Origin of the sequence: Pseudaestuariivita rosea (assembly GCF_017592335.1) — a bacterium.
GTDB lineage: Bacteria > Pseudomonadota > Alphaproteobacteria > Rhodobacterales > Rhodobacteraceae > Parasulfitobacter > Parasulfitobacter rosea.
The window spans coordinates 1-23,263 of record NZ_JACNMP010000020.1 but is presented as its reverse complement, the minus strand read 5'-3'; the positions used below and the strand labels follow the sequence as shown (position 1 = coordinate 23,263).

Below are 23,263 nucleotides of genomic sequence, written 5' to 3'. Positions count from 1 at the left end.
AGTGGGCCAGCGATTGCAAGAGAAATGCGGATATAATGTCGCAGATCGGTTGTAAAGCGCTGCCATAGGCCGGATTGCATCCATATAACGCTGTGTCACAATTGACCGTGCGAAAGGCTTCACGATACCACGTCGCGAAGACACAAAGAGCCACGCCCAAGAGGAGAGCCACAATGGCCGAAGTCGAACGCGAAACCATGGAATATGACGTTGTCATCGTCGGTGCCGGCCCCGCGGGCCTGTCTGCCGCGATCAAGCTGAAGCAGCTGGATGACAGCCTGGACGTGGTCGTGTTGGAAAAGGGGTCCGAGGTGGGCGCGCATATTCTGTCGGGTGCGGTGCTGGACCCCAGCGGTCTGGATGCGCTGATCCCCGATTGGAAGGACAAGGGCGCCCCGATTACCGTGCCCGTCAAGAAAGACAACTTTTATATGTTGGGCGAAGCCGGTCAGATGCGCATCCCGAATGTCTTGATGCCACCGCTGATGAACAACCACGGCAACTATATCGTCAGCATGGGCAACGTCTGTCGTTGGATGGCAGAACAGGCCGAGGGCCTGGGGGTCGAGATTTTCCCCGGTATGGCCTGTTCGGAACTGGTTTATGCCGAGGATGGCAGTGTGAAGGGCGTGGTTGCCGGTGAGTTTGGCCTGAACGCCGACGGCACGCCGTCTGACGGATATGAGCCAGGGATGGAGCTGCACGGCAAATATGTCTTCCTGTCCGAAGGCGTGCGCGGGTCACTGTCAAAGCAGGTCATGGCCAAGTTCGATCTGGCCAAGGACGCCGAGCCGCAGAAATTCGGGCTGGGCATGAAAGAAATTTGGGAAATCGACCCCGAAAAGCATAGCGAAGGCACTGTGACCCATACGATGGGCTGGCCTTTGGGTGGCAACGCCGGTGGCGGGTCGTTCATTTATCATCTGGGCAACAATCAGGTTTACGTGGGTTTCGTGGTGCATCTGAACTACGAAAACCCGCATCTGTTCCCCTATATGGAATTCCAGCGGTTCAAGCATCATCCGATGGTGGCCGAGTTGCTAAAAGGCGGCAAGCGCGTGGCTTACGGTGCGCGCGCGATTTCCGAGGGCGGCTGGCAGTCGATCCCTCAGGTGGCCTTCCCTGGTGGCGCTCTGCTGGGATGTTCCGCCGGTCTGGTCAATGTGCCGCGGATCAAGGGGAACCATAACGCGATGTTGTCGGGTATTGCCGCGGCCGAGGCTGCGCATGAGGCGATCAAGGCGGGTCGCGCCGGTGATACGCTGGACGCCTATGAAACCAGCCTGCGCACCGGTCCGATTGCCAAGGACTTGAAGCGCGTGCGCAATGTAAAACCGCTGTGGTCGAAATTCGGGCTAACCGCGTCGCTGGCCGTTGGCGGGTTTGATATGTGGACGAACAACCTGTTCGGATTTTCGCTGCTTGGCACGCTGAAACACGGCAAGTCGGACGCCGAGGCGACGGGGCTGGCCAAGGATCACAAGGAAATCGACTATCCCAAACCCGACGGTGTGCTGAGTTTCGACCGGCTGACCAACGTCAGTTATTCGATGACCAATCACGAAGAAAGCCAGCCTGCGCATCTGAAGCTGCTTGATCCGTCGATCCCGGTGAACATAAACCTGCCGAAATACGCAGGCCCCTCGGCACGTTATTGCCCGGCCGGTGTCTATGAGTTCGTCGAGGAAGAGGGCAAGGACACACGCTTTGTCATCAACTTCCAAAACTGCGTACACTGTAAAACTTGTGATATAAAAGACCCCAGTCAGAACATAAATTGGGCAACACCCCAGGGGGGCGACGGGCCAAATTACCCAAATATGTAAGATTGAAGACACATTCACGCCTTTGTTGAACTGCAAGGATTGTAGGCAGAAGAATCGCTGACTAGCCTACATCCAAGCAGTTCAAAGGAGGCTTCTGGTGCCACTACGTCCTTTCCGCATTTTTGCTATGGCCACGATCGGCCTGTTACCCAGTGTTCCTGTTGTCGCGGATACTTTGCCCGGCGCTTATCTGTCGGCCCGGCACGCAAGCCTGAACAAAGACTATGAAAGTGCAGCCCGGTTTTATGTGCAGGCGCTGCTGCAGGACCCGTCTAATCCTGAACTGATGGACGATGCCATCACCGCCTTTGTCCGGCTTGGTCAGTTTGACAAGGCTGCGACGATTGCCCGGGAAATGGAAGCGCTGGATGCGCAAAGCCAGGTCGCGCATATCGCGCTGACGGTCGATCTGTCGACCAAGGGTGAATATGCCAATCTGATCACGGGCATCGAAAACGGCCGCAAGATCGGGCCGCTGGTCGATGGTCTGATCACGGCCTGGGCGACTTTGGGCAATGGCCAAACCTCTGAGGCGATTGGACTTTTTGACAAAATTGGTGGGTCAGCGGGCCTGCGCAGCTTTGCAATGTATCATAAATCGCTGGCGTTGGCGTCCGTTGGTGATTTTGAGGCAGCAGAGCTGTTGTTTTCCGGTGAACAGGCCGGGCCGCTGCACAAGACACGCCGCGGCATCATGGCCCACGCCCAGGTGCTAAGCCATCTGGACCGCAACGATGATGCGATCGCCATGCTGGATGATCTTTTTGGCGCCAACCTTGACCCTGGCCTGCGCGCGATGCGTGATACTCTGGCCACGGGTCAGACGCTTGAGTTCACCCATGCCGCCACCGCCCGCGATGGCCTGTCCGAGGTGTTTTATTCCGTCGCTGCTGCCCTATCTGGCGATGCGTCCGAAGAATACACACTGCTTTACAGCCGTGCGGCCGAGCATCTGCGCGATGATCATGTGGACGCGATCCTGATGTCGGCAGATCTGCTTGAAAAGCTGGAACTTTTCAAACTGGCCACGGAAACCTATGACCGTGTTCCGCGTGAACACCCGGCGTTTTATTCAGCCGAACTTGGCCGCGCCGAAGCGATGCAGCGCGCCGGGCGGGATGATACAGCGATTGAAATCCTGAAACAGCTGACCAAAAGCCACGGCGATGTGCCAATGGTTCACGTCAGCCTGGGCGACACCCTGCGCGGCATGGACCGCTTTGGCGATGCCGTTGCCGCCTATAGCCAGGCGATGGATTTGACGACGGAACCAACGCGGTCGAACTGGTTCATGTTCTATGCCCGCGGTGTCAGCCACGAACGTCTGGATATGTGGGATGAGGCCGAGGCCGATTTCCGCAAGGCGCTGGAATTGAACCCCAATCAGCCGCAGGTATTGAACTATCTGGGCTATTCGCTGGTCGAAAAGCAGATCAAGCTGGATGAAGCGCTTGAGATGATCCAAACCGCCGCCAAGGCACGCCCCGACAGCGGGTATATCATCGACAGTCTGGGCTGGGCGCTTTACCATCTTGGCCGTTTTGACGAGGCGGTCGTGCAGATGGAACGCGCGGCCGAACTGATGCCGACGGACCCCATTGTGAATGATCATCTGGGGGATGTTTACTGGGCCGTGGGTCGTTATACTGAGGCCGAATTCCAATGGCACCGTGCCCTGTCTTTCGACCCGGAGGCTGAGGATGCAACACGCATTCGTCGTAAACTGTCCATCGGCCTTGATGCCGTTCTGGCCGAAGAAGGCGCAGAACCGCTGCAAATGGCGAACGAACAGAACTGATCCTGTATTGACGGCGGGCCATGTTGGATAAAGCGGTGAAAACCGCCACAGTCTTTGCGCCTGCCAAGGTCAACCTGACCCTGCATATCACCGGGCAACGGGATGATGGCTATCATCTGATCGACAGCCTTGTGGTTTTTGGCTCGGTCGGGGATGACCTGACGATTGAACCGGCCCAGCGTGTATCGCTGACTGTTACGGGCCCGGAAGCAGCCGGGCTGTCGGCGGGCAGTGACAATCTGGTGACGCGCACGGCGCAGATCTTTCCGCCCGACCTTGGGGCGCATATCACGTTGACCAAAAACCTGCCGTCCGCCTCGGGTATCGGGGGCGGATCGGCGGATGCAGCAGCAGCCTTTCGCGGTCTTATGGCGTTCTGGGGCGGCGACACCCCGACAGATGTGCTAAGCGAGACCTTGGAAGACGAAGCTGCAGCACTGATGCAGCTTGGCGCCGACATTCCCATGTGCCTTTTTTCGTCCCCCTGTCGGGCGCGGGGGATAGGCGAAATTGTTGATCCGGTCGCCGGACTGCCCCGGGTCTGGGCTGTTTTGGTGAACCCCAGGGTATCGCTTTCAACGCCAAAAATCTTTTATCTGCTTGAGAAAAAAGACAATCCGCCCATGCCGGATGTCTTGCCTGATTTCAAAAAACCCGCTGATCTGGCCGATTGGATGAGCGAACATCGCAATGATCTTGAACCGCCCGCGCGTAGTGCAGCCCCTGTGATTGGTCAGGTTTTGTCCAGCTTGCGCGCAACCGAAAGCTGCCTGATTGCGCGCATGTCGGGGTCGGGCGCCACATGCTTTGGGCTTTATCCCAACAAGACAGCGGCCAAAAAGGCCGCAAAAGCGATTGGCGAGCAGCACAAAACGTGGTGGGTCAAGCTGTGCAGTCTAGGCGATCAGCACGCTGATGCCATGCCCAAGACGACAGCTGAGGCTTAGTTCACCCGCGCCACAACATAGTCGGCCAGATCGATCAGCATCTGTTTGATGTCGTGATCGGGCAATGGCCCCAGCGCGGATTTTGCCTTGTCCGTCCAGGCAATCGCATCGCTGCGCGTCTTAGCCATGGCATCGTGTTTGGCCAGCAGGTCAAGCGCATGATCCAGATCACCGTCGCGTTGATCGCCGGCCTCGATCACGCGGGACCAAAACGCGCGTTCATCTGCATCCGCCCTGGCCACGGCCTTGATCACAGGCAGCGTCAGCTTGCGTTCGCGGAAATCGTCGCCGATGTTCTTGCCGGTCGCCGTGGCCTGGCCGCCGTAATCCAGCAAGTCATCCACGATCTGGAACGCAATGCCCAGCGCGTCACCATAGTCAAACAACCCCTGCACCAGATCATCAGGCTGGCCAGAGATCACGCCGCCGACCTCGGTCGCGGCGGAAAAAAGTGCGGCCGTCTTGCCGCGGATCACCTTTAGATACAGCGCCTCGTCCGTGGCCAGGTTCTGCGCCGCGGTCAGCTGCAGCACTTCACCTTCGGCAATCGTTGCAGCAGCATTGGCCAGGATGTTCAGCACGCGGATATTGTCGGTTTCCACCATCAGCTGAAAGGACCGCGCGAACAGATAATCGCCCACCAGAACGCTGGATTTATTGTCCCACAGCAGGTTCGCCGTGGGTCGCCCGCGGCGCTGGCCACTTTCGTCCACCACATCGTCGTGCAGCAGGGTTGCGGTGTGAATGAACTCAACGGCGGCGGCCAGATGCACGTGATAAGGCCCCGGATAGCCGCACATCTTGGCACTGGCCAGCGTCAGCATGGGGCGCAACCGTTTACCCCCGGCTTCGATCAGATGGGCTGTCACCTCGGGGATGCGCGGCGCATGTTCAGATGCCATACGGTCGCGGATCAGGTCGTTGACCTGCGCCATATCGGCCTGCAGCACGGCGCTGAGTTGTTCGTGTGGTTTTACTGCGGCTTCGTCCAGGCTCATTACATCTCCGTCAGCAGACCTCGACAAGGTGGGCCAACTGCCCTTAAGTCGATCTTATGAAAGAACTTCTTCGCACCAACGATCCAACGATCATCGCATTCGCGAAAGCCCTTCTTGAAGGCGAGGGTATAGACTGCTTTGAAATGGACGTAAATATGAGCGTTCTGGAAGGATCGATAGGCATAATGCCGCGCCGGCTGATGGTGCGGACCCAGGATCACTGGCGCGCCAGTGTGGCCATGCGGGACAATGACATCGACGTGTCGGAATGACGGATCTGACCTGCGATGATTTTCTGGGCGGGGCCGTGCGGATCTGGCAACCCAAAGCCGGCTATCGCGCGGGGATTGATCCGGTTTTGCTGGCAGCGGCGGCGCCTGCAAAGGCGGGGGATCATGTGCTGGAGCTAGGCTGCGGGGTTGGGACCGCCAGCCTATGTCTGGCCCACCGCGTGCCGGGCGTGCATCTGACCGGGGTTGAGCTGCAGGGCGACTATGCCGATCTGACCCGCCGAAATGCTGCTGAAAATGGCATCGACATGCGGGTTGAGACCTGTGATCTGACGCAGATGCCCGCCGATCTGCGCAATATCAGCTTTGATCACGTCATCGCCAATCCGCCCTATTACACCGACGGCACCCCTGCCCCCGACCCCGGCCGCAGTATCGCCAGGGTCCAGGATACACCGCTGGTCGATTGGGTCGAAACCGCCAAAAAACGTCTGAAGCCCAAGGGCTGGCTGACGTTTATTCAAAGGGCTGAGCGGCTGCCAGACCTGTTGTGGGCTATGGACGATCGTGTTGGGGCGATGACCCTTTTGCCGATCGCGGCGCGCGCGGGCCGCCCGGCACGGTTGGTCATTCTGCAGGCACAGAAGGGATCGAAAAGCGCAGCGCGGCTTCTGGCCCCCCTGATTCTGCACGAAGGGGACCGCCATGCACGCGATGGCGACAGTTACCGCGTCCCGGTTCAAAAACTGCTGCGTGATGCGGCGCCATTGTTGATGGACCGTTAATGCTGCGTGAGCCACACGCAATTGAATAAAATCTTTTTGATAATTGTGCAGCTGCGGCGTGACACATTCCGATATCTATGATGCACTGTCAAAGTTGACAAAAATCAGAGAGAGGAGACTGCCGATGGCCCTGAAATCCCATATCGAGGAACTCAGGAAGAAACACCAACACCTCTCAACAGAGGTTGAGCAAGCTCAACGAAGTCCGGGCGTGGATCAGTTAAAGATCGCCTCTTTGAAAAAACAGAAATTATATCTGAAAGAGCAGATCGAGCGTTTAACCGCAAACTGAGCACGTCAAGCGCTGGCCCGGGCTGCCAGCGCCGCGCCTGCGGTGATCAGCAAGGCCGCCAAACCCAGTGTCAGACTGGCGTCAGCAAACCCAGCCAATACCAGAACCAGTGTCGATAACAGCGGCGCGGCGTAGGACAGCGTGCCCAGCACCTGAATATCGCCGCGTTTGACACCGATATCCCAGACATAGAACGCCAGCCCCACCGGCCCGAGGCCCAGCAAGACGGTCGCGGCCCAGCCCGTTGCATCGACCGGCCAGCGGGTATCTTCCAGTGCAAGGTGGGCGACTATCGACAAAAGCGCCGTAGCAATGCAGAACACAGCGACGCTGGCCGTTGGAATATCGCCCAGTTTGCGCGACAGGACTGAATAGCCCGACCATGTCAGCGCGCACAGGAATGCCAGCCCAAACCCTGGCAGCGCACTGATGTCAAACCCCTGCGCGCCGCCCAGCACGATCAGCGCAGCACCGGCAAAGCCGATCAGGGCACCGATGATGTGACCCGCGCGCAGCCGTTCGCCGGGCAGCAGACCGGAAAACAGGACAATCAGCAGGGGCCAGAGATACGCGATCAGCCCCGCTTCGGCCGGGGGTGCGATGCGCAGGGCGCTGAAATACAGAAAGTGATAACCAAACAGGCCCACGGTGCCAAAGGCATAGACCTTCCACGATACGTGCCGCAGTGCACCGAATTCCCGCCGGGCTGCCAGCCAGATCAGCCCGATGACCCCGCCGATCGAAAAGCAGATCGCATTCAGTTGCAGGGGCGGCACCGGTTCTGACCCTTTGGTGAACAGCGCCAGCAAGGCCCACAGCAAAACCGCGACAAAACCGATTGCGGTCGCGCTGCGTTTTGTCATTCGGCGGGTTCCGCGGCCGAAACAAAGCGACGCCCCTGTTCGAAACTGCTGGCCTGGCTGGCCTCAGCCATGATCCAATCCAGAAACGCTTTGATCTGGGGTCGTTTTTCGGCCCTCATCGGGCACAGAAACCGAAAATGCGCCTTGGTCGTCAGTGCGGTTTCAAAGGGCGCGACCAGGCGGCCCTCTTGCAGTTCTTTGTGGGCCAGTGAAATCCGCGCCAGCACGACGCCCGTTCCGGTCAGGGCCGCGTCAATGGCATGGTCTGCCTGGCTGAAACGCGGTCCATGGCTACTGTCGACATCGACCCCTTCGACCTTGAACCAGGCCGCCCAGTCACATGCGGGTTTCAGAAAATGCAGACTGTCGTCGTGCAGCAAGGTGACATTCGCCAGATCCACGGGCGTCTTGACCCGCTTGGCCAGATCAGGCGTCATGACCGGGGTCATCCATTCATCGGCCAGACGCTGTGAAAACAGTCCTTCGTCGGGGCCATAGCCAAACCGGATCGCCACATCGATTTCGTCGCGTGTGAAATCCATAATCCGCAGGCTGGCGGACAGGCGCAATTCGATGTCAGGATTGGCCTGGGCAAAGTCGTAAAGGCGCGGGGCCAGCCATTTTGCGGTAAACGCCGGGCCCGCGGTGACGGTCAGCGTGCTGTTGTCCTGCAACCTGCGCGTATTGCGCCATGCGGCGGTCAGGGCGGCAAAGCCATCGGCCGTGCCGGGGGCCAGCGTGCGGCCCGCCTCGGTCAGTTCAACAGCGCGATTGAGGCGTCGAAAGACGGGTTGGCCCAGATGTTCCTCAAGCGATTTGATCTGAAAACTTAGTGCAGCGGGGGTGATGTTCAGTTCAGCCGCGGCTTTGGAAAACGACATGTGCCGTGCGGCGGCATCAAAGGCGCGCAGGGCGGTTAAGGGGGGTAATCTGTCATTCATTTCGCTTAAGTATAACTTAACTGAAGGATTGAAAAGTCTCGTTTGTCAGGATTGTGCAAAAGCAACATATTAGAAACAGTTAATTCAACCGAGGATCCTGAGATGTTCGAAAGCACAACAGATACCCGCACCCGCCAAGCCCTGCAAACCGCCCACACCCTGCGCGGACAAGTCGTTGCCGACGCCTGGGCATGGTTGTTCGGAAAAACTTCCCGCTGATCGTTGCAAGTCAAAAGGAAGTCGAAAGGGGCCGGTCTGATCCACCGGCCCTTTTTCTTCCTTTGGTGTCGCATATTTTTATGCGCAAAACCGGTATCCACTTTTGCGCGACATGCTCTAAACGAAAAACTGTGCACCATTGGCAGTGATTGTCGATCCAGTAATGAACCCGGCATCATCAGAAGCTAAGAAAACCACACAGCGCGCGATTTCTTCCGGCTCGCCCAGACGGCCCACAGGAATTTGGGGGATGATGCGTTCGTTCAAGACCTTTTCGTCGATCGCTTTGACCATTTCGGTCGCGATATAGCCGGGACAGATGGCATTAACTGTAATACCAGCCCGCGCACCTTCCTGAGCCAGCGCCTTGGTAAAGCCCAGATCACCGGCCTTGGCTGCGGAATAATTGACCTGACCCGCCTGCCCCTTTTGTCCATTGATCGAACTGATGTTGATCACGCGGCCAAACTTGCGGTCGCGCATGCCCGGCCAGATCGGGTGGGTCATGTTGAAGACACCGGTCAGGTTCGTGTCGATCACCTGCTTCCACTGATCGGGCGTCATGCGGTGGAACATGGCGTCGCGGGTTATCCCTGCGTTGTTGACCAGCACGTCGATGGGGCCGTTTTCCTCTTCGGCCTTGGCGATACCCGCCGCGCAGGCCTCGTAATCGCCGACGTCCCATTTATATGTTTTGATTCCAGTCGCTTCGGTAAAGGCGGCGGCCTTTTCATCGTTGCCAGCATAGGTCGCGGCGACGGTATAGCCTGCGTCCTTTAGCGCCTTGGAAATCGCCTCGCCAATCCCGCGTGAACCGCCGGTCACAAGTGCAACACGTCCCATATGTCTCCTCCGTATTGGTTATTTTTGTGTGATAGGCGATGCCTCCCGCATCGCCCATGATCTGGATCAGTTAGCGTTCAACGCACAGCGCAACGCCCATACCGCCGCCGATGCACAGCGTGGCCAGACCCTTTTTCGCGTCGCGGCGCTTCATTTCGAACAAAAGCGTGTTCAGCACACGGCAGCCCGACGCACCGATGGGGTGACCGATAGCAATGGCGCCGCCGTTGACATTCACAATCGCGGGATCCCAGCCCATGTCTTTGTTCACGGCGCAGGCCTGCGCGGCAAAAGCTTCGTTCGCTTCTACCAGATCAAGATCGTCGACCTTCCAACCGGCTTTTTCCAGCGCCTTGCGCGACGCATGGATCGGGCCGACCCCCATGATCGATGGGTCAAGACCGGCAGTGGCATAGCTGACGATGCGGGCAAGGGGTTCGATGCCACGCTTTTCAGCTTCATCCGCTGTCATCAGCAATGTGGCCGCCGCACCGTCATTCAGGCCCGAGGCATTGGCCGCCGTGACAGACCCGTCTTTGGTAAAGGCCGGGCGCAGTTTCTGCATGGCTTCCATGGTTGCGCCGTGGCGGATGTATTCGTCTTTGTCGACCACGATGTCGCCCTTGCGGGTTTTCACGGTAAAGGGGATGACCTCATCATCAAATTTCCCCGCTTTTTGGGCGGCTTCGGCTTTGTTTTGCGAGGTGACGGCGAATTCATCCTGCTGATCGCGGCTGATCTGCCATTTTTCAGCAACGTTTTCAGCGGTTTGCCCCATGTGATAGCCGTTGAAGGCATCCCACAGGCCGTCGCGGATCATCGTGTCGATGTATTTCACGTCGCCCATCTTGTGCCCGGCCCGCAGATGGGCCGCATGGGGGGACAGCGTCATGTTTTCCTGACCACCCGCGATAACGATATCGGCGTCACCCAACTGGATGTGCTGGGCCCCAAGGGCAACCGCGCGCAGACCTGATCCGCAGACCTGGTTGATCCCCCAGGCCGCAGATTCGATCGGCAACCCTGCGTTCACATGGGCCTGACGGGCGGGGTTCTGACCCTGTGCAGCCGTCAGAACCTGACCCAAAATCGTCTCGGACACCTCAGACTTGTCGATCCCGGCGCGATCGACGACGGCTTCCAGAACCGCGGCGCCCAGATCGTGGGCCGGTGTGTTTGCAAAACTTCCGCCGAAACTTCCCACTGCGGTCCGCGCAGCCGATGCGATCACGACATTGGTCATGGGTGACTCCTTTATCCTCATCCCGTGCGGACAAAGAGCATGTCACAAAATAACCAGCGCACCAAACTCTTGCCGCTTGACGCATGGGTAAGCGGTTGATCGCCCAAGGGCAATAGCTGATCGCGGTTGAGATCAGGCCTTCTTTTGCGAAGGCTCCTGTCGCCAAAGCGGTCGTGTGGTGGGGGCACCGACGTGATAGCCCTGGATGCAATCGATCCCGGCCTGCGCCAAAAAGGCTGCATCTTTCGGCCCCTCGACACTTTCGGCCACGGTGAACATCTCGAACTGACGGCCAATGGCAATCAGCGCTTTGACCAGCACCTGATTGTCGGGGTTATTGTGAATCTTGCGAATGAACTGACCGTCTATCTTTATGATATCAAAGAAAAAATCGTTTAGGTAACGAAAGGCGGTGTAGCCCGCGCCAAAGTCATCCAGCGCAAAACAGACGCCCATCTGCTGCAGGTCATCCATGAAGCTGATCACAACTTCGGGCATCATCATGGCCGAGTCTTCGGTGATTTCCAGAATAAGCCGTTCGGCCACCGACGGGTTATCGGCCAGCCCGTTTTCCAGCGTACGGATAAAGCGCCGATACCCGATGGAACGGGCCGACATATTGATCGAAAGTCGTATATCGGGAACCGAGTTGAGGGTGTTCAAACCCATCTCAAGCGCCAGACAGTCCAGAATTCGGCCCATTTCGTGGGTTTCGACCACCGACATGAATTCGCCCGCCGGGATGATCCGCCCGGTCGAATCAAGCACCCGCGTCAGCCCCTCATAAAATGCGACCTTGCCGGGGTTGTTGGCCAGAACAACAGGTTGATAGGCCAGCATCGTTTCTTTGTGCAGCAATGCGGCATGGACCATGTCCAGTGTTGACTGATCGCGTTGTTCCAGCGCGATGTCCAGCGGGCTTTTAACCTTTTGGTCATCGTCCTTTTGCCGCTTTTTGCTGCCCATCATCATCGGAATGCTCCTGCCTTATCTTTGGCGCACTCTTGCGCAGCAGGTTCTAACATGGCGTAAACGGATTGAATTTAAACGAAAGGAAATTCCATGGGCGAACGCTGTGGCTGGGTCGGGACAGAACAGATTTACATTGACTATCACGACACCGAATGGGGCGTGCCCGAATGGGATAGCCGCGCGCTGTGGGAAAAGCTGATCCTGGATGGGTTTCAGGCGGGGCTGTCATGGATCACAATCCTGAAAAAACGCGAAAATTTCCGACAGGCGTTCGCGGGGTTTGACCCGAATATCGTGGCCGATTGGGGTGAGGCCGAGGTTGAGCGGCTGCTGCAGAACGGCGGCATCATCCGCCACCGCGGTAAGATTGAGGCCACCATCGGCAACGCCCGCGCCTGGCAGAAGATTGAGGCGCGTGAGGGGTTTGACACCTATTTGTGGAATTACATGGGCGGGGTGCCCCTGCAGAATAGTTGGGCCACTTTGGCCGATGTGCCCGCGCAAACCGAGCTATCGCAAAAGATCTCAAAGGACCTGAAGAAAGAAGGGTTCAAGTTCTGCGGCCCGACGATTGTCTATGCGTTTATGCAGGCGGTGGGCATGGTGAATGATCACCTGATCACCTGCCCACGATACGAAGAGGTTAAGGCGCTTGGCAAGCGCCCTTGATGGGCACGGGCACGCCTAAGACCCACGATTAAGCAGGGTCGCAATAATCGCCTTGGCGCTGTCGCTGTTCCAATGGGCGTCGCCGCGCATCCGCGCGATCTCTTGCCCCTCGGGGTTCAGGATCACCGTGATCGGCAGGCCCAGCACCGCCATGTCGCGGGCGACGGCCTGTTTCGGGTCACGGTACTTTGGCAGGTTTTCCACCTCAATCTCGGCGAAGAACTTATCGATCCCAGTGGGTGAATTCCGCCCCGTGGCCAGCGTGACCACCGCAAAGTTCTCACCCCCGAATTCGGTCTGCAACTCAGACAGCATCGGCATTTCCTTGCGACACGGCGCGCACCACGTGGCCCAGAAATTCAGCACGACATATTTGCCCTGATAATCAGCCAAAGTCTTTTCGCCACCATCCTCGGTCACGAAGGCCGTCGTCGAAACATCAGCCGGGGTCGAATGAAACATCAGCTTTTTCATCGTCCCTTCGCGCAGGGCTTCCAATTCAGCATCGGCAAATGCACTGTTTGCACTGAACAAAAGGGCCGTATAGACAAGCGCTGACGTGATAAATTTCATTTTCCCTCCGAAGGGCTGACGATGACTGATACCTCGAACCAGATGTGGGGCGGACGCTTTGCCGCCGGGCCGGACGCGATCATGGAGGCAATTAATGCCTCGATCGATTTCGACAAGCGGTTGGCGCGCCAGGATATCGACGGCTCAAGGGCCCATGCCGCCATGCTGGCGGCCTGTGGCATCATCAGTGATAGTGATGCAGACGCGATCCGGGAAGGGCTTCTCACGGTCTTGTCAGAGATTGAAACAGGTAAATTCGAATTTTCGAAAGCGCTGGAAGATATTCACATGAATATCGAGGCGCGGCTGAAAGAGATCATTGGTGAACCCGCAGGGCGTTTGCACACAGGCCGCAGCCGGAATGACCAGGTGGCGACCGATTTCCGGCTGTGGGTTAGGGATCAGATTGATGAGGTGGACGCAGCGCTGGTGGCACTTTGCAAGGCGCTTGTGGCGCAGGCGGAAAGCGGGGCCGATTGGGTGATGCCGGGGTTCACACATCTGCAAACAGCGCAACCTGTGACCTGGGGCCACCACATGCTGGCCTATGTCGAGATGTTTGCCCGTGATCTTTCGCGGTTCCGCGATGCCCGCGCGCGTATGAACGAAAGCCCCTTGGGGGCGGCGGCCCTTGCAGGCACGTCCTTTCCGATTGACCGCGATATGACCGCGCAGGCGCTTGGCTTTGACCGCCCCGCCGCCAATTCGCTGGATGGTGTCAGTGACCGGGATTTCGCGCTGGAATTCCTGAGCGCCGCCAGCATCTGCGCCATGCATCTGTCACGACTGGCCGAAGAGCTGGTGATCTGGTCGTCAGCCCAGTTCCGCTTCGTCACTTTGTCGGATCGCTTTTCAACCGGCAGTTCGATCATGCCGCAGAAGAAGAACCCTGACGCGGCCGAACTGATCCGCGCCAAGATCGGGCGTATCTTCGGGGCCAATGTCGCGCTGATGACGGTGATGAAGGGGCTGCCGCTGACCTATTCCAAGGACATGCAGGAAGATAAGGAACAGACCTTTGATGCCGCAGACAACCTGATGCTGGCCCTGGCCGCAATGGAGGGGATGGTTAAGGATATGCAGGCCAACCGCGCCAGTCTTGAGGCCGCCGCCAGCAGCGGGTTTTCCACCGCGACCGATCTGGCCGACTGGCTGGTGCGCGAACTGGGCCTGCCGTTTCGGGATGCACACCATATCACCGGTGCGCTGGTGGCGCGGGCCGAAACGCGCGGTGTGGACCTGCCGGATTTGACCCTGGAAGAAATGCAAAACGTACATCCCGACATCCGCGCCGAGGTTTTCGACGTATTAGGTGTACACAACTCGGTCGCATCCCGCACCAGCTATGGCGGCACGGCGCCCTTGCGCGTGCGCGAACAGATCGCGCGGTGGAAAGGAATACTGGGATGAAAAAACTGGCAATTCTAGCGCTTCTGGCCCTGGCCGCTTGTGGCGTTGACGGCGAACCCATCCGCCCGTCCTTTGATGCGGGTGTCAGCACCAATGACGACACAGTGCGTGGCGGGGCTGCAGTGGGTGTGGACAGCGGACCGGTTTCCGTTCGCGTCGGCACCGGCGGCGCCGGCATTGGGATCAGACTATGAGGTTGCTCGCCCTACCCTTGATCTTGCTACTGGCCGCCTGTGGCCCCTCGCAAGACCGCGAAACGCCTGAACCCGGCATCACAATCTCTGGCACTGCAGAAATCGGAATCGTCAAATAATGTCACCTTTACGCATGTTGTTTCTGGCCCTGGCCATCTGGGGTGCGATCCACCCGATGTTCCACTTTATCAGCTGGTTTGCCGCCAATGGCGTCAGCCTGTCGGCCATGGTCGACGCGTGGAAGGTTAACGCGGCGACCACCGGCCTTTACTGGGATCTGGTCATCGCCGCCATCGCCCTGACGGTCTTTATCGTGGCAGAGGTCTCGGTCCGCAAAAACTGGATCGCGCTGGTGGCGATCCCGGCGACCTTCTGCATCGGGGTCAGCTGCGGCCTGCCGCTGTACCTATTCCTGCGCTCGCGGCCCGTGGACTGATGGATCATTTCCTGTACCGCGACGGCGAACTTTATGCCGAAGATGTGCCCATTGCGGCCATCGCAGCCCAGGTCGGCACACCGTTTTACTGCTATTCCAGCGCAACGCTGCTGCGCCACTACCGCTTGTTTGATGACGCGCTTGAGGGCACCGACCACCTTGTCTGCTTTGCCATGAAATCCGCCAGCAATCAGGCGATCCTGAAACTGCTGGCCGATGCAGGTGCAGGCATGGATGTGGTGTCGGGCGGTGAATACGCCCGTGCGCGCGCCGCCGGTGTTCCGGGCGACCGCATCGTCTTTTCCGGCGTGGGTAAAACGCGGGACGAAATGCGCATGGCGCTGACGGATGGCATCAGACAGTTCAACGTTGAATCCGAGCCCGAGATGCACGCGCTTAGCGAAGTCGCGACCAGCCTTGGCCTGACCGCCCCCATCACCGTGCGCATCAACCCCGATGTCGACGCCAAAACGCATGAAAAGATCTCAACCGGCAAGAAGGGTGATAAATTCGGCATCCCGATTTCCCGTGCGCGTGAAGTTTATGCCCTGGCCGCGTCGCTGCCCGGCCTGCAGGTCATCGGCATCGACGTGCACATCGGATCACAACTGACCGAACTGGAACCCTTTGAGCTGGCCTATCAGAAGGTCGCCGAGCTGACCGAACAGCTGCGCGCCGACGGCCACACGATCACCCGCCTTGATCTGGGCGGCGGGCTGGGCATCCCCTACACCCGCTCAAATCAGGCCCCGCCCCTGCCCACAGAATACGGCGCGCTGATCAAGCGGACCGTGGGACACCTGGGTTGTGAAATCGAGATTGAACCGGGCCGCCTGATTTCAGGCAACGCCGGGATCATGGTCAGCAAAGTGATCTATCTGAAATCGGGCGAGGATCGGGATTTCCTGATCCTGGACGGCGCGATGAACGATCTGACGCGCCCAGCGATGTATGGCGCCTATCACGATATCATCCCCGTGATCGAAGCTGAGCCAGGCGTTGATCAGCAGCCTTTCGACATCGTGGGTCCTGTCTGCGAATCGGGCGATACCTTTGCCAAGGGCCGCATGATGCCGCCCGTTGCGGCCGGTGATCTGGTCGCCTTCCGGTCCGCCGGGGCCTATGGCGCTGTAATGTCCAGCGAATACAATACCCGCCCCCTGATCCCGGAAGTTTTGGTGCAGGATGATCAATTCGCGGTTATCCGCGCACGTCCGACCTTTGACGATATCATAAAACGCGATACCATACCCCCATGGCTGTGACGCTATCCCGTGACATGGCCCACCCGGAAAGATATAACCCGGAGAGATGATGTCAGACAGCGTCCAACTGCCCAAATCCACCCTGCGTGCCGCGAAAATCACTCGCATCGGCATGGCCGCCGAACGGATCACACGGGCCTTTTGGCCCTTCTGGACGATCCTGTTTGCGGGTCTGGCTGCTGTGATGATGGGGCTGCACGACACCCTGCCGGTCGAAGTGGTCTGGGGCGGCATCGTCGGTTTTGTAGGCGGAAGTCTTTGGACGCTGGTGCGCGGGATCAGGTTGATGCACTGGCCCGATCTGGCCGAGGCGCTGCAACGGATCGATGCCACCCTGCCCGGCCGCCCGATCACCGCACTGGCCGATACGCAAGCCATCGGCGCCGGTGACACGCAGTCCGAGGAAGTCTGGCGCATCCACGTGGCCCGCATGGCCGACCGCGCCCGCGCCGCCAAACCCGTTGATCCGAACCTGCAGATCTCGGACCGCGACCCCTTTGCCCTGCGCTATGTCGCCCTGATCGCCTTTGTCACGGCGCTGCTCTTTGGATCGATCTATCGCGTCAGCACCGTCAGCGGCATGACCACCGCCAATGAACCGCTGGCCGTCGGTCCCACATGGGAAGGCTGGGTCGAACCGCCCTTCTACACCGCCAAACCCAGCCTTTACCTGAACGACATCGAACCCGGCCCCCTGCAAGTGCCCGAAGGCAGCCGCATCACCATCCGCCTTTATGGCGAGGTCGGCGCACTTGCGGTCAATGAAACCGTCTCGGGCCAACCTGCGCCCGCGGCCGACCCCGAAACACCGCCCGCAATGGTCCATGATTTTGAGGTCACGCAAAGCGGCACCATCGCGATCGAAGGACCGGGTGGCGTGGCGTGGAATATCTCTGTCCTGGATGACACGGCACCGACGGTCCGCGTAAACGGCCCGGTCGAGCGCATGGCCAGCGGCGAAATGAACCAGCCTTTCGCGGCGCAGGATGACTATGGCGTGCTGTCCGGTACGGCGCGCATCGTGCTTGATCTGCCATCGGTCGACCGCCGCCACGGCCTGACCACCGATCCCGAACCACGTGAGGCCATTGTCGTCGATCTGCCGATCACCATTTCAGGCGACCGCAGCAACTTCGAAGAAACCCTGATCGAGGATTTTTCACTACACCCCTTCGCCAACCTGCCCGTCACGCTGACGATGACCGTGCAGGATGAACAGGGCCAGACGGGGCAGTCCGAACCGGCGCAGATCGTCCTGCCCGGCCGTCGCTTCTTTGATCCGATGGCGGCTGCGATCATCGAACAACGCCGCGATCTGCTGTGGACCAAGGAAAATGCCCCCCGCGTGACCCAGGTCTTGCGGGCGGTGTCGCATCTGCCTGACGATATTTTCCGGTCGGAAACCGCCTATCTGCGCTTGCGCGTCACCCTACGGCGGCTTGAAAACATGACGGAATTCGGTCTGACCACCGAACAACAGGACGAAATCGCCCAGGCCCTTTGGGATCTGGCCGTGCTGTTGGAAGAGGGCGATATCTCGGACGCCGCCGAACGCCTGCGTCAGGCGCAGGAACGCCTGTCCGAGGCGATCGAGAACGGCGCCAGCGACGAAGAGATTGCCCAGCTGATGCAGGAACTGCGCGACGCCACCCGCGACTACATGCGTCAACTGGCCCAACAGGGTCAGGAAAACGGCGACCAGCAAATGGCGCAGGACGAAAACACCATCACCATCACGCAGGACCAGCTGCAACAGATGATGGACCAGATTCAGGAACTGATGGAACAGGGCCGCATGGCCGAAGCGCAGGAATTGCTGGATCAGTTGAACCAGATGATGGAAAACATGCGCACCGCCCAGATGCAGCCCGGTCAGGGTCAGGGCAACCCGGCGATGGAAGGTCTGGCCGAAAGCCTGCGCGAACAGCAGGGCCTGAGTGACGAAGCCTTCCGCGATTTTCAGGAACAGTCCAATCCGAACGCGCAATCGGGGCAAAGTCAGCAAAATCAGGGCCGCAGCGGCGATCAGGGCCGTGGCGAACAGCACGACAACGGTCAGCAACAGGGCCAGGGTCAGGGTCAACAACCCGGCCAACCGCAACAGGGTCAGGGCGGCACGCAATCGGGCGAAAACAGCCTGGCCCAGCGTCAGGGCGACCTGCGCCGCGAATTGGAACGCCAGCAGCAAAACCTGCCCGGTGCCGGCACGCCCGAAGGTGACGCTGCGCGCGAAGCCCTGGACCGCGCCGGTCGCGCCATGGATCAAGCCGAAGATGCCCTGCGCAACAACGACCTGCCAGGCGCGCTGGACAATCAGGCCGACGCGATGGAAGCCCTACGCGAAGGCATGCGCAATCTGGGTGAAGCGCTGGCGCAGAACCAGCAAAACCAACAACAAAACGGCCAATCTGGTGATCGTATGGGCCAGGCCCGCCCCCTTAGCCGCGATCCCCTGGGGCGCAATCTGGGCGATGACCGTCGGGGGGCCCAAGGCACCGATCAGGAACTGCTGCAAGGCGAAGACATTTATCGCCGCGCCGAGGAACTGCTGGACGAAATCCGCCGCCGCTCGGGCGACCCAAACCGGTCAGAGACCGAGCTTGAGTACCTGCGCCGCCTGCTGGACCGGTTCTAAAGCCCCGCGGGTCCCGGACCTGATCCGGGACCTCTTGCCTATGCCACACCCCGGTACCTTGCACTCACCCCCATGACACGTCATAGAGGGGCAAAGGGCGACATCGAAATTTATTCAGGAGTTCACAATGAACCTCTATTTCCGTGCGGCCCTGGTTGTTCTCAGCTTCTCTGCCCTGTCCGCCTGCAACATCAGCATCAGCAATGACAGCAGCGACTCACCCAGCGCCAACCTTGATTTCAACAGCCGCCTGCAAACCCCCAGCGCCGAAGGCGAATATCCCGACGACCGCAACGACTACGCCGAATTTCGCAGCGGCCGCGTAAACAACAACGGAAACGGATTTGCCTATCAGGTGGGCCGGGTTTCAGGAACAGATGACATTGTTGCCGTTGCGGGCGTCTTACCGACCACGACTGTCGGCAGCGCCCCCACCGAAGCCAGCGCCACCTACGACGGCGAATATCAGATGACAATCGCGTCTGAAACCGGCAGCCGCAGCGACCCCATTAGAATACGCAATGAAGAGGGCCGTATCACCCTGAATGCCGATTTCACTCGTCAAACGCTGACAAGCACGTCCGGTGACCTGCAGGTCGATGGCACGATAGACGGCCAGACCGTCGGCGGCACCGTGACACACTCGGGCGTCACTGCGAACATGGCTGGCTCTATCGGCGCAGACCGCGTTGTCACAGCGTTTTCAGGCGACAACGGCCGCACCGCCATTGTCGGCGGCATCCTAGCCAATCGCGACAGATAAGCCCGCGGCAACGCCCACCTGTCACAACCACCGATGCGACTGATATTTATCTGCATAACGGCCCTACTGGTTACGGCGGCCAGCGCCGGCCCCAGCCGCGCCCAAAGCCTGGATCAGCAACTGGTCACACTGATCGCCCAGAACCGCTTGGCCGAGGCCGAGGCGCTGCTGAATACCACAAACCCAACGCCCACCGACCGGCAGTTCTTTCAGGGTCGCATCCACAAGGCCAACGGCCGTTACGATCAGGCCATCGCCACCTTTCAGGATATCCTGGCCCGCGACCCTGACTACCTCAACGCCCGCCGTGAACTGGCCCATACCCTGCTGCTGGATCGGCAATACGGGGCCTCGGCACGTCAGTTTCGGCTGCTTCTGCGCATCGATCAGAATGAAACCATGCAGGCGGGCTATCGCACCTTCCTGCGTGTGATTGAAAACGAACGGCCCTTTGGCGTGGGGGTAAGCTTTGCCCTGCTGCCCTCGACCAACATCAACCGGGCCACCACGAACGAAACCTTCGACCCCGATGTGCCCACCCTGCCAACGCTTCAGATCGACGGCGAAGCCACATCCGGCACCGGTGTCCTTTTCGGCCTCAACGGCTTCTATCGACACAGGCTGTCCGAGCGGGACCGGCTGATCTTTGACGCCGGGCTGACCGCACGGCGCTATCCCGATGACATCTTCGACAGCACCACGCGGGTCGCCGCGCTGACTTTTGAGCGGCGCGAGCGCACATATGGCTGGGCCCTAAGCGCCTATCAACGCAACACGGAAACCGAAGACGACGATGATAACATCGCCACCGGCCTCAGCTTCGGCCTGAACCGCCAAATTGGCCCGAAAACCGTCCTGTCGCTGTCCGCCCTGCAGGAATACCGCAGCTATCTGACAACCGACACACTTGACGGCGGCTTTCTGTCGACCGGCATCGGCCTGTCATACGACCTGCAGCCCAACCTGACGCTGGCCGCAGGCACACGGCTTAGCCAATACAGCGCCCGCAGCGATGCGCAGGCCTACGTCGGACGAGCCTTTTTCGGGCGCGCGACCAGAACGTGGGACAATCAGACAGAAATCGGACTGGGCCTTGAAATCGGCGAACGCGATTATGCGGGCGACTATCCCCTGACCACCCGCGCCCGCGCCGATGACTACTACCGCGTCGACATCACCCTCTCCAACCGCCGCCTGAACTGGCGCACCTTCACCCCCCACCTCCGCTGCGCCTACACCGACAGCACATCAAACATCGAGTTTTTCGACTACACCGTCACCGAATGCGAACTGACGCTAAGACGGACGTTTTGATCGGGTCCGAGCATCATTCTGAAAACCTGAAGCGCTGTTCAAACACTCCCGCCCGGTTGGCACCACCAGCCAGCGCCCAACCTGCGCCCCGTCACGCCAAATGCGTGCTTACAGTACGACGGGAGGGCGCTTCTCGCCCACCCTCGAACCGGTCGCTGCCCTCAGGATCAAAGTATTGGTTTTAAAGATTTATCGTACAACACTTTGCGGACATTTCCGCCTTTCGATAGCAGTACTTGAATGCCTGTTCCGGGAAATCGGAGATTGTCAAAGTGGTAGTTCTTGGGCTGCCTGCAGTACCTTAAATGGGCAATCGCTTTGGGGCGCATGAATTTCCACTCTGCGGATGAGATGGCTGCCTCATATATCGCTCAGCTTCACAAGAGCAAACCCAAATCGTTTCCAGAGCTGAATATCAATAACCCGTTTGCTTATGACCTGCTTATAAAAAGGGTTTGAAGGCCGCAAATACAGTCAACCCCGCTATTGCATCTTGCTGGTTACGTTTCTACGATAAAAATGAATTTTATACGTTTGGGCCATGTTCGTATTTGAAACCATCGACCAGCCGGAACTTTTTGATCATCCCTTCTCCGACGAAGAAGCGCTGCCGTCATGGATTTTGGACAGGTTGACCGATACAGATAGCGGTGAGACGCGCAGGCTATACGCCGTTGTGGACGCCGCCAAAACGGTGAACTTGCCTGAACTGCTACAGGCAAGCGGGTTGCCTCATACGTGTCTTTTCGACGGTAAATCCGCCGAGGAATTGGCAAATGTCTGCCCATGGCTCGTTGAGTTGGATCGTACTACAACCTTCAGTCGCGCGTTATTTTCTAGCGATCCGGAAGGCAAAGATTCATGGTGCCACTGGGACAAGGGCTGTGCCATGTTTGTGCTGTCCTCTGCCGCACTAAAGGATATCCGAAAGCATTTCCGTAAATTTCTCAAAGTTGAACGCAGCAATGGCAGTTGGCTGTATTTTCGGTTTTGGGAAGATAGCGTCCTGCCCTACTTTTTGAATGCATTGCCCGCCAATGATCAGCGCCGTTATCAAGGATTGTTTTGCGGAATTGGGACAACACGACTTGACCAGGTAATCTTTTGTCAACCCTTGTTGGAGCAAGCGTTGGTTGTCAGTGGTGCTCCAAGGGGCAGCCTGTGGCACGACAGACCGCCTGAAAGACGATACGGCCAACGTTATTCTGGAGAGAAACGAGCCTGAGGATGCACGACAAGATCAGTCGGCAATGCGCCATAAGAGATATCAATGGCAAGACACGCCTGTTGTGGCCAAGATGTAGGCATGTGATGAGGTGAGACTATGCTGCTGCGATGACTTGTATATAAAGGGCAGCCACAATGATCCAAACCATTGTTGCGAACGAGACTGACACAAGAAACAAGATGGTAGCAATCGCGATGCTGACCAAGGGACCCCTGGCGAGGCTTTTTTCTGTAACACCGCTGAACGAAAACTTAATGATCTTCGCCCCAATAGAGATAATCGAGAACAGGCCAAGAGATAAGCCCAGAACCAAAGCGCCCATAGATTGGGATTGGTCATAGATCAATAGAACAGTTACTGACGCGATAATCCACCTTAAGGCTTTCCAGGCATCATCGGCAAATGCCCACGTACTGTCTGCAAAAGTACTGAATGCGTCCCAAAATTTTTGATTGTTCATATGATATACCTATGATCTGCGTTTCAAAATGTGCTGCAGATAAGACCTTCCTGCTTTAGGGCAAGATCCCCCAAGCGGCGCGCCTGGTGCATCGGGCCACTCACCTTCTGGGCATCGCGGTTTGGGACAGAGGCGAAAGAGCGCCGCCGTTATCTCATGCGATGCCCTATGGCGGTGCTCTGGGGAAGACGTCTTGAGGTGCCCCTAGATTTGTAGACGCTTTGCCGCCTATTGGTGCGTGATGAACCTGCAGCCTCCATCATCCAAGAAGTCATGAAAGGCTACGCCTCTGGCCGCTTTGAAAGTCAGGCCGAGGTGAAACGCTACCTCGAAAACAGCACAGACTTCCCGAACATCAA

General features: G+C 58.5%; 24 protein-coding genes. 16 read left to right on the top strand and 8 right to left on the bottom strand.

The genetic code is table 11. The annotated features are described in order from the left end of the window. Positions 1 to 173: 173 nt before the first annotated feature. The 3 genes from H7848_RS13415 (at position 174) to H7848_RS13405 (ending at position 4,571) form a co-directional block, all read left to right on the top strand. Positions 174 to 1,826, top strand: a complete 1,653-nt coding sequence (locus tag H7848_RS13415) for an electron transfer flavoprotein-ubiquinone oxidoreductase (protein WP_208352380.1) — start codon at positions 174 to 176, stop codon at positions 1,824 to 1,826. A 97-nt stretch (positions 1,827 to 1,923) separates the two neighbouring features. Then, positions 1,924 to 3,624: a tetratricopeptide repeat protein gene (locus H7848_RS13410; RefSeq protein WP_336512099.1), complete on the top strand. Its 1,701-nt coding sequence runs from the start codon at positions 1,924 to 1,926 to the stop codon at positions 3,622 to 3,624. Between the two features lie 20 nt (positions 3,625 to 3,644). Beyond that, on the top strand, positions 3,645 to 4,571 hold the full coding sequence (locus tag H7848_RS13405; RefSeq protein WP_208352378.1) for a 4-(cytidine 5'-diphospho)-2-C-methyl-D-erythritol kinase: 927 nt from the start codon (positions 3,645 to 3,647) through the stop codon (positions 4,569 to 4,571). On the opposite strand, the gene H7848_RS13400 is transcribed toward H7848_RS13405, so the two are convergent. Next, the gene (locus H7848_RS13400; RefSeq protein ID WP_208352375.1) at positions 4,568 to 5,569 is read right to left on the bottom strand and encodes a polyprenyl synthetase family protein; all 1,002 of its coding nucleotides are present in this window, start codon (positions 5,567 to 5,569) and stop codon (positions 4,568 to 4,570) included. The genes H7848_RS13405 and H7848_RS13400 overlap by 4 nt on opposite strands. A gap of 56 nt (positions 5,570 to 5,625) precedes the next feature. Here H7848_RS13400 and H7848_RS13395 point away from each other — a divergent pair, with 56 nt between their 5' ends. From H7848_RS13395 to H7848_RS13385, 3 genes are all read left to right on the top strand, one after another. After that, positions 5,626 to 5,841 (top strand): putative signal transducing protein, encoded by a 216-nt coding sequence (locus H7848_RS13395; protein WP_208352374.1) that lies wholly within the window; start codon positions 5,626 to 5,628, stop codon positions 5,839 to 5,841. Continuing rightward, positions 5,838 to 6,584, top strand: coding sequence for a tRNA1(Val) (adenine(37)-N6)-methyltransferase (locus H7848_RS13390; protein WP_208352373.1), 747 nt, complete (start codon positions 5,838 to 5,840; stop codon positions 6,582 to 6,584). The genes H7848_RS13395 and H7848_RS13390 overlap by 4 nt, the downstream gene beginning before the upstream one ends. 124 nt (positions 6,585 to 6,708) lie before the next feature. Next, positions 6,709 to 6,876, top strand: coding sequence for a YdcH family protein (locus H7848_RS13385; protein ID WP_208352372.1), 168 nt, complete (start codon positions 6,709 to 6,711; stop codon positions 6,874 to 6,876). A gap of 5 nt (positions 6,877 to 6,881) precedes the next feature. Here the strand turns inward: H7848_RS13385 and yddG are convergent, their stop codons facing one another. The 5 genes from yddG to H7848_RS13360 all read right to left on the bottom strand — a co-directional run bounded on the left by yddG (position 6,882) and on the right by H7848_RS13360 (position 11,951). Beyond that, a complete protein-coding gene (yddG, locus tag H7848_RS13380; protein WP_208352371.1) occupies positions 6,882 to 7,739 on the bottom strand; it encodes an aromatic amino acid exporter YddG in 858 nt (285 codons plus the stop codon). After that, positions 7,736 to 8,680 (bottom strand): transcriptional regulator GcvA, encoded by a 945-nt coding sequence (locus H7848_RS13375; protein ID WP_208352370.1) that lies wholly within the window; start codon positions 8,678 to 8,680, stop codon positions 7,736 to 7,738. The genes yddG and H7848_RS13375 overlap by 4 nt, the downstream gene beginning before the upstream one ends. 336 nt (positions 8,681 to 9,016) lie before the next feature. Then, positions 9,017 to 9,742: an acetoacetyl-CoA reductase gene (gene phbB, locus H7848_RS13370; RefSeq protein WP_208352368.1), complete on the bottom strand. Its 726-nt coding sequence runs from the start codon at positions 9,740 to 9,742 to the stop codon at positions 9,017 to 9,019. Between the two features lie 70 nt (positions 9,743 to 9,812). After that, positions 9,813 to 10,985 carry an acetyl-CoA C-acetyltransferase gene (locus H7848_RS13365; RefSeq protein ID WP_208352365.1) on the bottom strand — a complete coding sequence of 391 codons (1,173 nt, stop codon included), beginning with the start codon at positions 10,983 to 10,985 and terminating at the stop codon, positions 9,813 to 9,815. Between the two features lie 132 nt (positions 10,986 to 11,117). Continuing rightward, positions 11,118 to 11,951: an EAL domain-containing protein gene (locus tag H7848_RS13360; RefSeq protein ID WP_208352458.1), complete on the bottom strand. Its 834-nt coding sequence runs from the start codon at positions 11,949 to 11,951 to the stop codon at positions 11,118 to 11,120. Between the two features lie 96 nt (positions 11,952 to 12,047). Between H7848_RS13360 and H7848_RS13355 the strand changes: the two genes are divergently transcribed. After that, the gene (locus H7848_RS13355; RefSeq protein ID WP_208352362.1) at positions 12,048 to 12,626 is read left to right on the top strand and encodes a DNA-3-methyladenine glycosylase I; all 579 of its coding nucleotides are present in this window, start codon (positions 12,048 to 12,050) and stop codon (positions 12,624 to 12,626) included. A gap of 15 nt (positions 12,627 to 12,641) precedes the next feature. Here H7848_RS13355 and H7848_RS13350 read toward each other — a convergent pair whose 3' ends face one another. Then, positions 12,642 to 13,199 carry a TlpA disulfide reductase family protein gene (locus H7848_RS13350; protein WP_208352359.1) on the bottom strand — a complete coding sequence of 186 codons (558 nt, stop codon included), beginning with the start codon at positions 13,197 to 13,199 and terminating at the stop codon, positions 12,642 to 12,644. Between the two features lie 21 nt (positions 13,200 to 13,220). Between H7848_RS13350 and argH the strand changes: the two genes are divergently transcribed. The 9 genes from argH (at position 13,221) to H7848_RS13305 (ending at position 22,441) form a co-directional block, all read left to right on the top strand. Next, positions 13,221 to 14,609 (top strand): argininosuccinate lyase, encoded by a 1,389-nt coding sequence (argH, locus tag H7848_RS13345; RefSeq protein ID WP_208352357.1) that lies wholly within the window; start codon positions 13,221 to 13,223, stop codon positions 14,607 to 14,609. Beyond that, a complete protein-coding gene (locus H7848_RS13340) occupies positions 14,606 to 14,803 on the top strand; it encodes a hypothetical protein (protein ID WP_208352355.1) in 198 nt (65 codons plus the stop codon). The genes argH and H7848_RS13340 overlap by 4 nt, the downstream gene beginning before the upstream one ends. Further along, positions 14,800 to 14,922, top strand: coding sequence for an argininosuccinate lyase (locus tag H7848_RS13335; RefSeq protein WP_208352354.1), 123 nt, complete (start codon positions 14,800 to 14,802; stop codon positions 14,920 to 14,922). Before H7848_RS13340 ends, H7848_RS13335 begins: the two co-directional genes overlap by 4 nt. Beyond that, positions 14,922 to 15,239 (top strand): DUF2834 domain-containing protein, encoded by a 318-nt coding sequence (locus H7848_RS13330; RefSeq protein WP_208352352.1) that lies wholly within the window; start codon positions 14,922 to 14,924, stop codon positions 15,237 to 15,239. Before H7848_RS13335 ends, H7848_RS13330 begins: the two co-directional genes overlap by 1 nt. Beyond that, positions 15,239 to 16,504, top strand: a complete 1,266-nt coding sequence (gene lysA, locus H7848_RS13325) for a diaminopimelate decarboxylase (protein WP_208352350.1) — start codon at positions 15,239 to 15,241, stop codon at positions 16,502 to 16,504. The genes H7848_RS13330 and lysA overlap by 1 nt, the downstream gene beginning before the upstream one ends. 49 nt (positions 16,505 to 16,553) lie before the next feature. After that, complete coding sequence (locus H7848_RS13320; protein WP_208352347.1) at positions 16,554 to 19,139, top strand: TIGR02302 family protein; 2,586 nt, start codon at positions 16,554 to 16,556, stop codon at positions 19,137 to 19,139. A gap of 127 nt (positions 19,140 to 19,266) precedes the next feature. After that, positions 19,267 to 19,902 carry a hypothetical protein gene (locus H7848_RS13315; protein WP_208352346.1) on the top strand — a complete coding sequence of 212 codons (636 nt, stop codon included), beginning with the start codon at positions 19,267 to 19,269 and terminating at the stop codon, positions 19,900 to 19,902. A 33-nt stretch (positions 19,903 to 19,935) separates the two neighbouring features. Then, entirely contained in the window at positions 19,936 to 21,216 is a 1,281-nt protein-coding gene (locus tag H7848_RS13310) for a surface lipoprotein assembly modifier (RefSeq protein ID WP_208352345.1), read from the top strand. Positions 21,217 to 21,757: 541 nt separating this feature from the next. After that, positions 21,758 to 22,441, top strand: coding sequence for a DUF4123 domain-containing protein (locus H7848_RS13305; protein WP_208352344.1), 684 nt, complete (start codon positions 21,758 to 21,760; stop codon positions 22,439 to 22,441). A gap of 97 nt (positions 22,442 to 22,538) precedes the next feature. Here H7848_RS13305 and H7848_RS13300 read toward each other — a convergent pair whose 3' ends face one another. After that, entirely contained in the window at positions 22,539 to 22,904 is a 366-nt protein-coding gene (locus tag H7848_RS13300; RefSeq protein ID WP_208352343.1) for a hypothetical protein, read from the bottom strand. Between the last annotated feature and the right edge of the window lie 359 nt (positions 22,905 to 23,263).

What these genes read in the sequence shown, in the direction of transcription:
- H7848_RS13415 (WP_208352380.1), top strand. Translation starts at nt 174, where the DNA reads ATGGCCGAAGTCGAACGCGAAACCATGGAATATGACGTTGTCATCGTC.
- H7848_RS13405 (WP_208352378.1), top strand. Translation starts at nt 3,645, where the DNA reads ATGTTGGATAAAGCGGTGAAAACCGCCACAGTCTTTGCGCCTGCCAAG.
- H7848_RS13400 (WP_208352375.1), bottom strand. Translation starts at nt 5,569, where the DNA reads ATGAGCCTGGACGAAGCCGCAGTAAAACCACACGAACAACTCAGCGCC.
- H7848_RS13395 (WP_208352374.1), top strand. Translation starts at nt 5,626, where the DNA reads ATGAAAGAACTTCTTCGCACCAACGATCCAACGATCATCGCATTCGCG.
- H7848_RS13390 (WP_208352373.1), top strand. Translation starts at nt 5,838, where the DNA reads ATGACGGATCTGACCTGCGATGATTTTCTGGGCGGGGCCGTGCGGATC.
- H7848_RS13385 (WP_208352372.1), top strand. Translation starts at nt 6,709, where the DNA reads ATGGCCCTGAAATCCCATATCGAGGAACTCAGGAAGAAACACCAACAC.
- yddG (WP_208352371.1), bottom strand. Translation starts at nt 7,739, where the DNA reads ATGACAAAACGCAGCGCGACCGCAATCGGTTTTGTCGCGGTTTTGCTG.
- H7848_RS13375 (WP_208352370.1), bottom strand. Translation starts at nt 8,680, where the DNA reads ATGAATGACAGATTACCCCCCTTAACCGCCCTGCGCGCCTTTGATGCC.
- phbB (WP_208352368.1), bottom strand. Translation starts at nt 9,742, where the DNA reads ATGGGACGTGTTGCACTTGTGACCGGCGGTTCACGCGGGATTGGCGAG.
- H7848_RS13365 (WP_208352365.1), bottom strand. Translation starts at nt 10,985, where the DNA reads ATGACCAATGTCGTGATCGCATCGGCTGCGCGGACCGCAGTGGGAAGT.
- H7848_RS13360 (WP_208352458.1), bottom strand. Translation starts at nt 11,951, where the DNA reads ATGGGCAGCAAAAAGCGGCAAAAGGACGATGACCAAAAGGTTAAAAGC.
- H7848_RS13355 (WP_208352362.1), top strand. Translation starts at nt 12,048, where the DNA reads ATGGGCGAACGCTGTGGCTGGGTCGGGACAGAACAGATTTACATTGAC.
- H7848_RS13350 (WP_208352359.1), bottom strand. Translation starts at nt 13,199, where the DNA reads ATGAAATTTATCACGTCAGCGCTTGTCTATACGGCCCTTTTGTTCAGT.
- argH (WP_208352357.1), top strand. Translation starts at nt 13,221, where the DNA reads ATGACTGATACCTCGAACCAGATGTGGGGCGGACGCTTTGCCGCCGGG.
- H7848_RS13340 (WP_208352355.1), top strand. Translation starts at nt 14,606, where the DNA reads ATGAAAAAACTGGCAATTCTAGCGCTTCTGGCCCTGGCCGCTTGTGGC.
- H7848_RS13335 (WP_208352354.1), top strand. Translation starts at nt 14,800, where the DNA reads ATGAGGTTGCTCGCCCTACCCTTGATCTTGCTACTGGCCGCCTGTGGC.
- H7848_RS13330 (WP_208352352.1), top strand. Translation starts at nt 14,922, where the DNA reads ATGTCACCTTTACGCATGTTGTTTCTGGCCCTGGCCATCTGGGGTGCG.
- lysA (WP_208352350.1), top strand. Translation starts at nt 15,239, where the DNA reads ATGGATCATTTCCTGTACCGCGACGGCGAACTTTATGCCGAAGATGTG.
- H7848_RS13320 (WP_208352347.1), top strand. Translation starts at nt 16,554, where the DNA reads ATGTCAGACAGCGTCCAACTGCCCAAATCCACCCTGCGTGCCGCGAAA.
- H7848_RS13315 (WP_208352346.1), top strand. Translation starts at nt 19,267, where the DNA reads ATGAACCTCTATTTCCGTGCGGCCCTGGTTGTTCTCAGCTTCTCTGCC.
- H7848_RS13310 (WP_208352345.1), top strand. Translation starts at nt 19,936, where the DNA reads ATGCGACTGATATTTATCTGCATAACGGCCCTACTGGTTACGGCGGCC.
- H7848_RS13305 (WP_208352344.1), top strand. Translation starts at nt 21,758, where the DNA reads ATGTTCGTATTTGAAACCATCGACCAGCCGGAACTTTTTGATCATCCC.
- H7848_RS13300 (WP_208352343.1), bottom strand. Translation starts at nt 22,904, where the DNA reads ATGAACAATCAAAAATTTTGGGACGCATTCAGTACTTTTGCAGACAGT.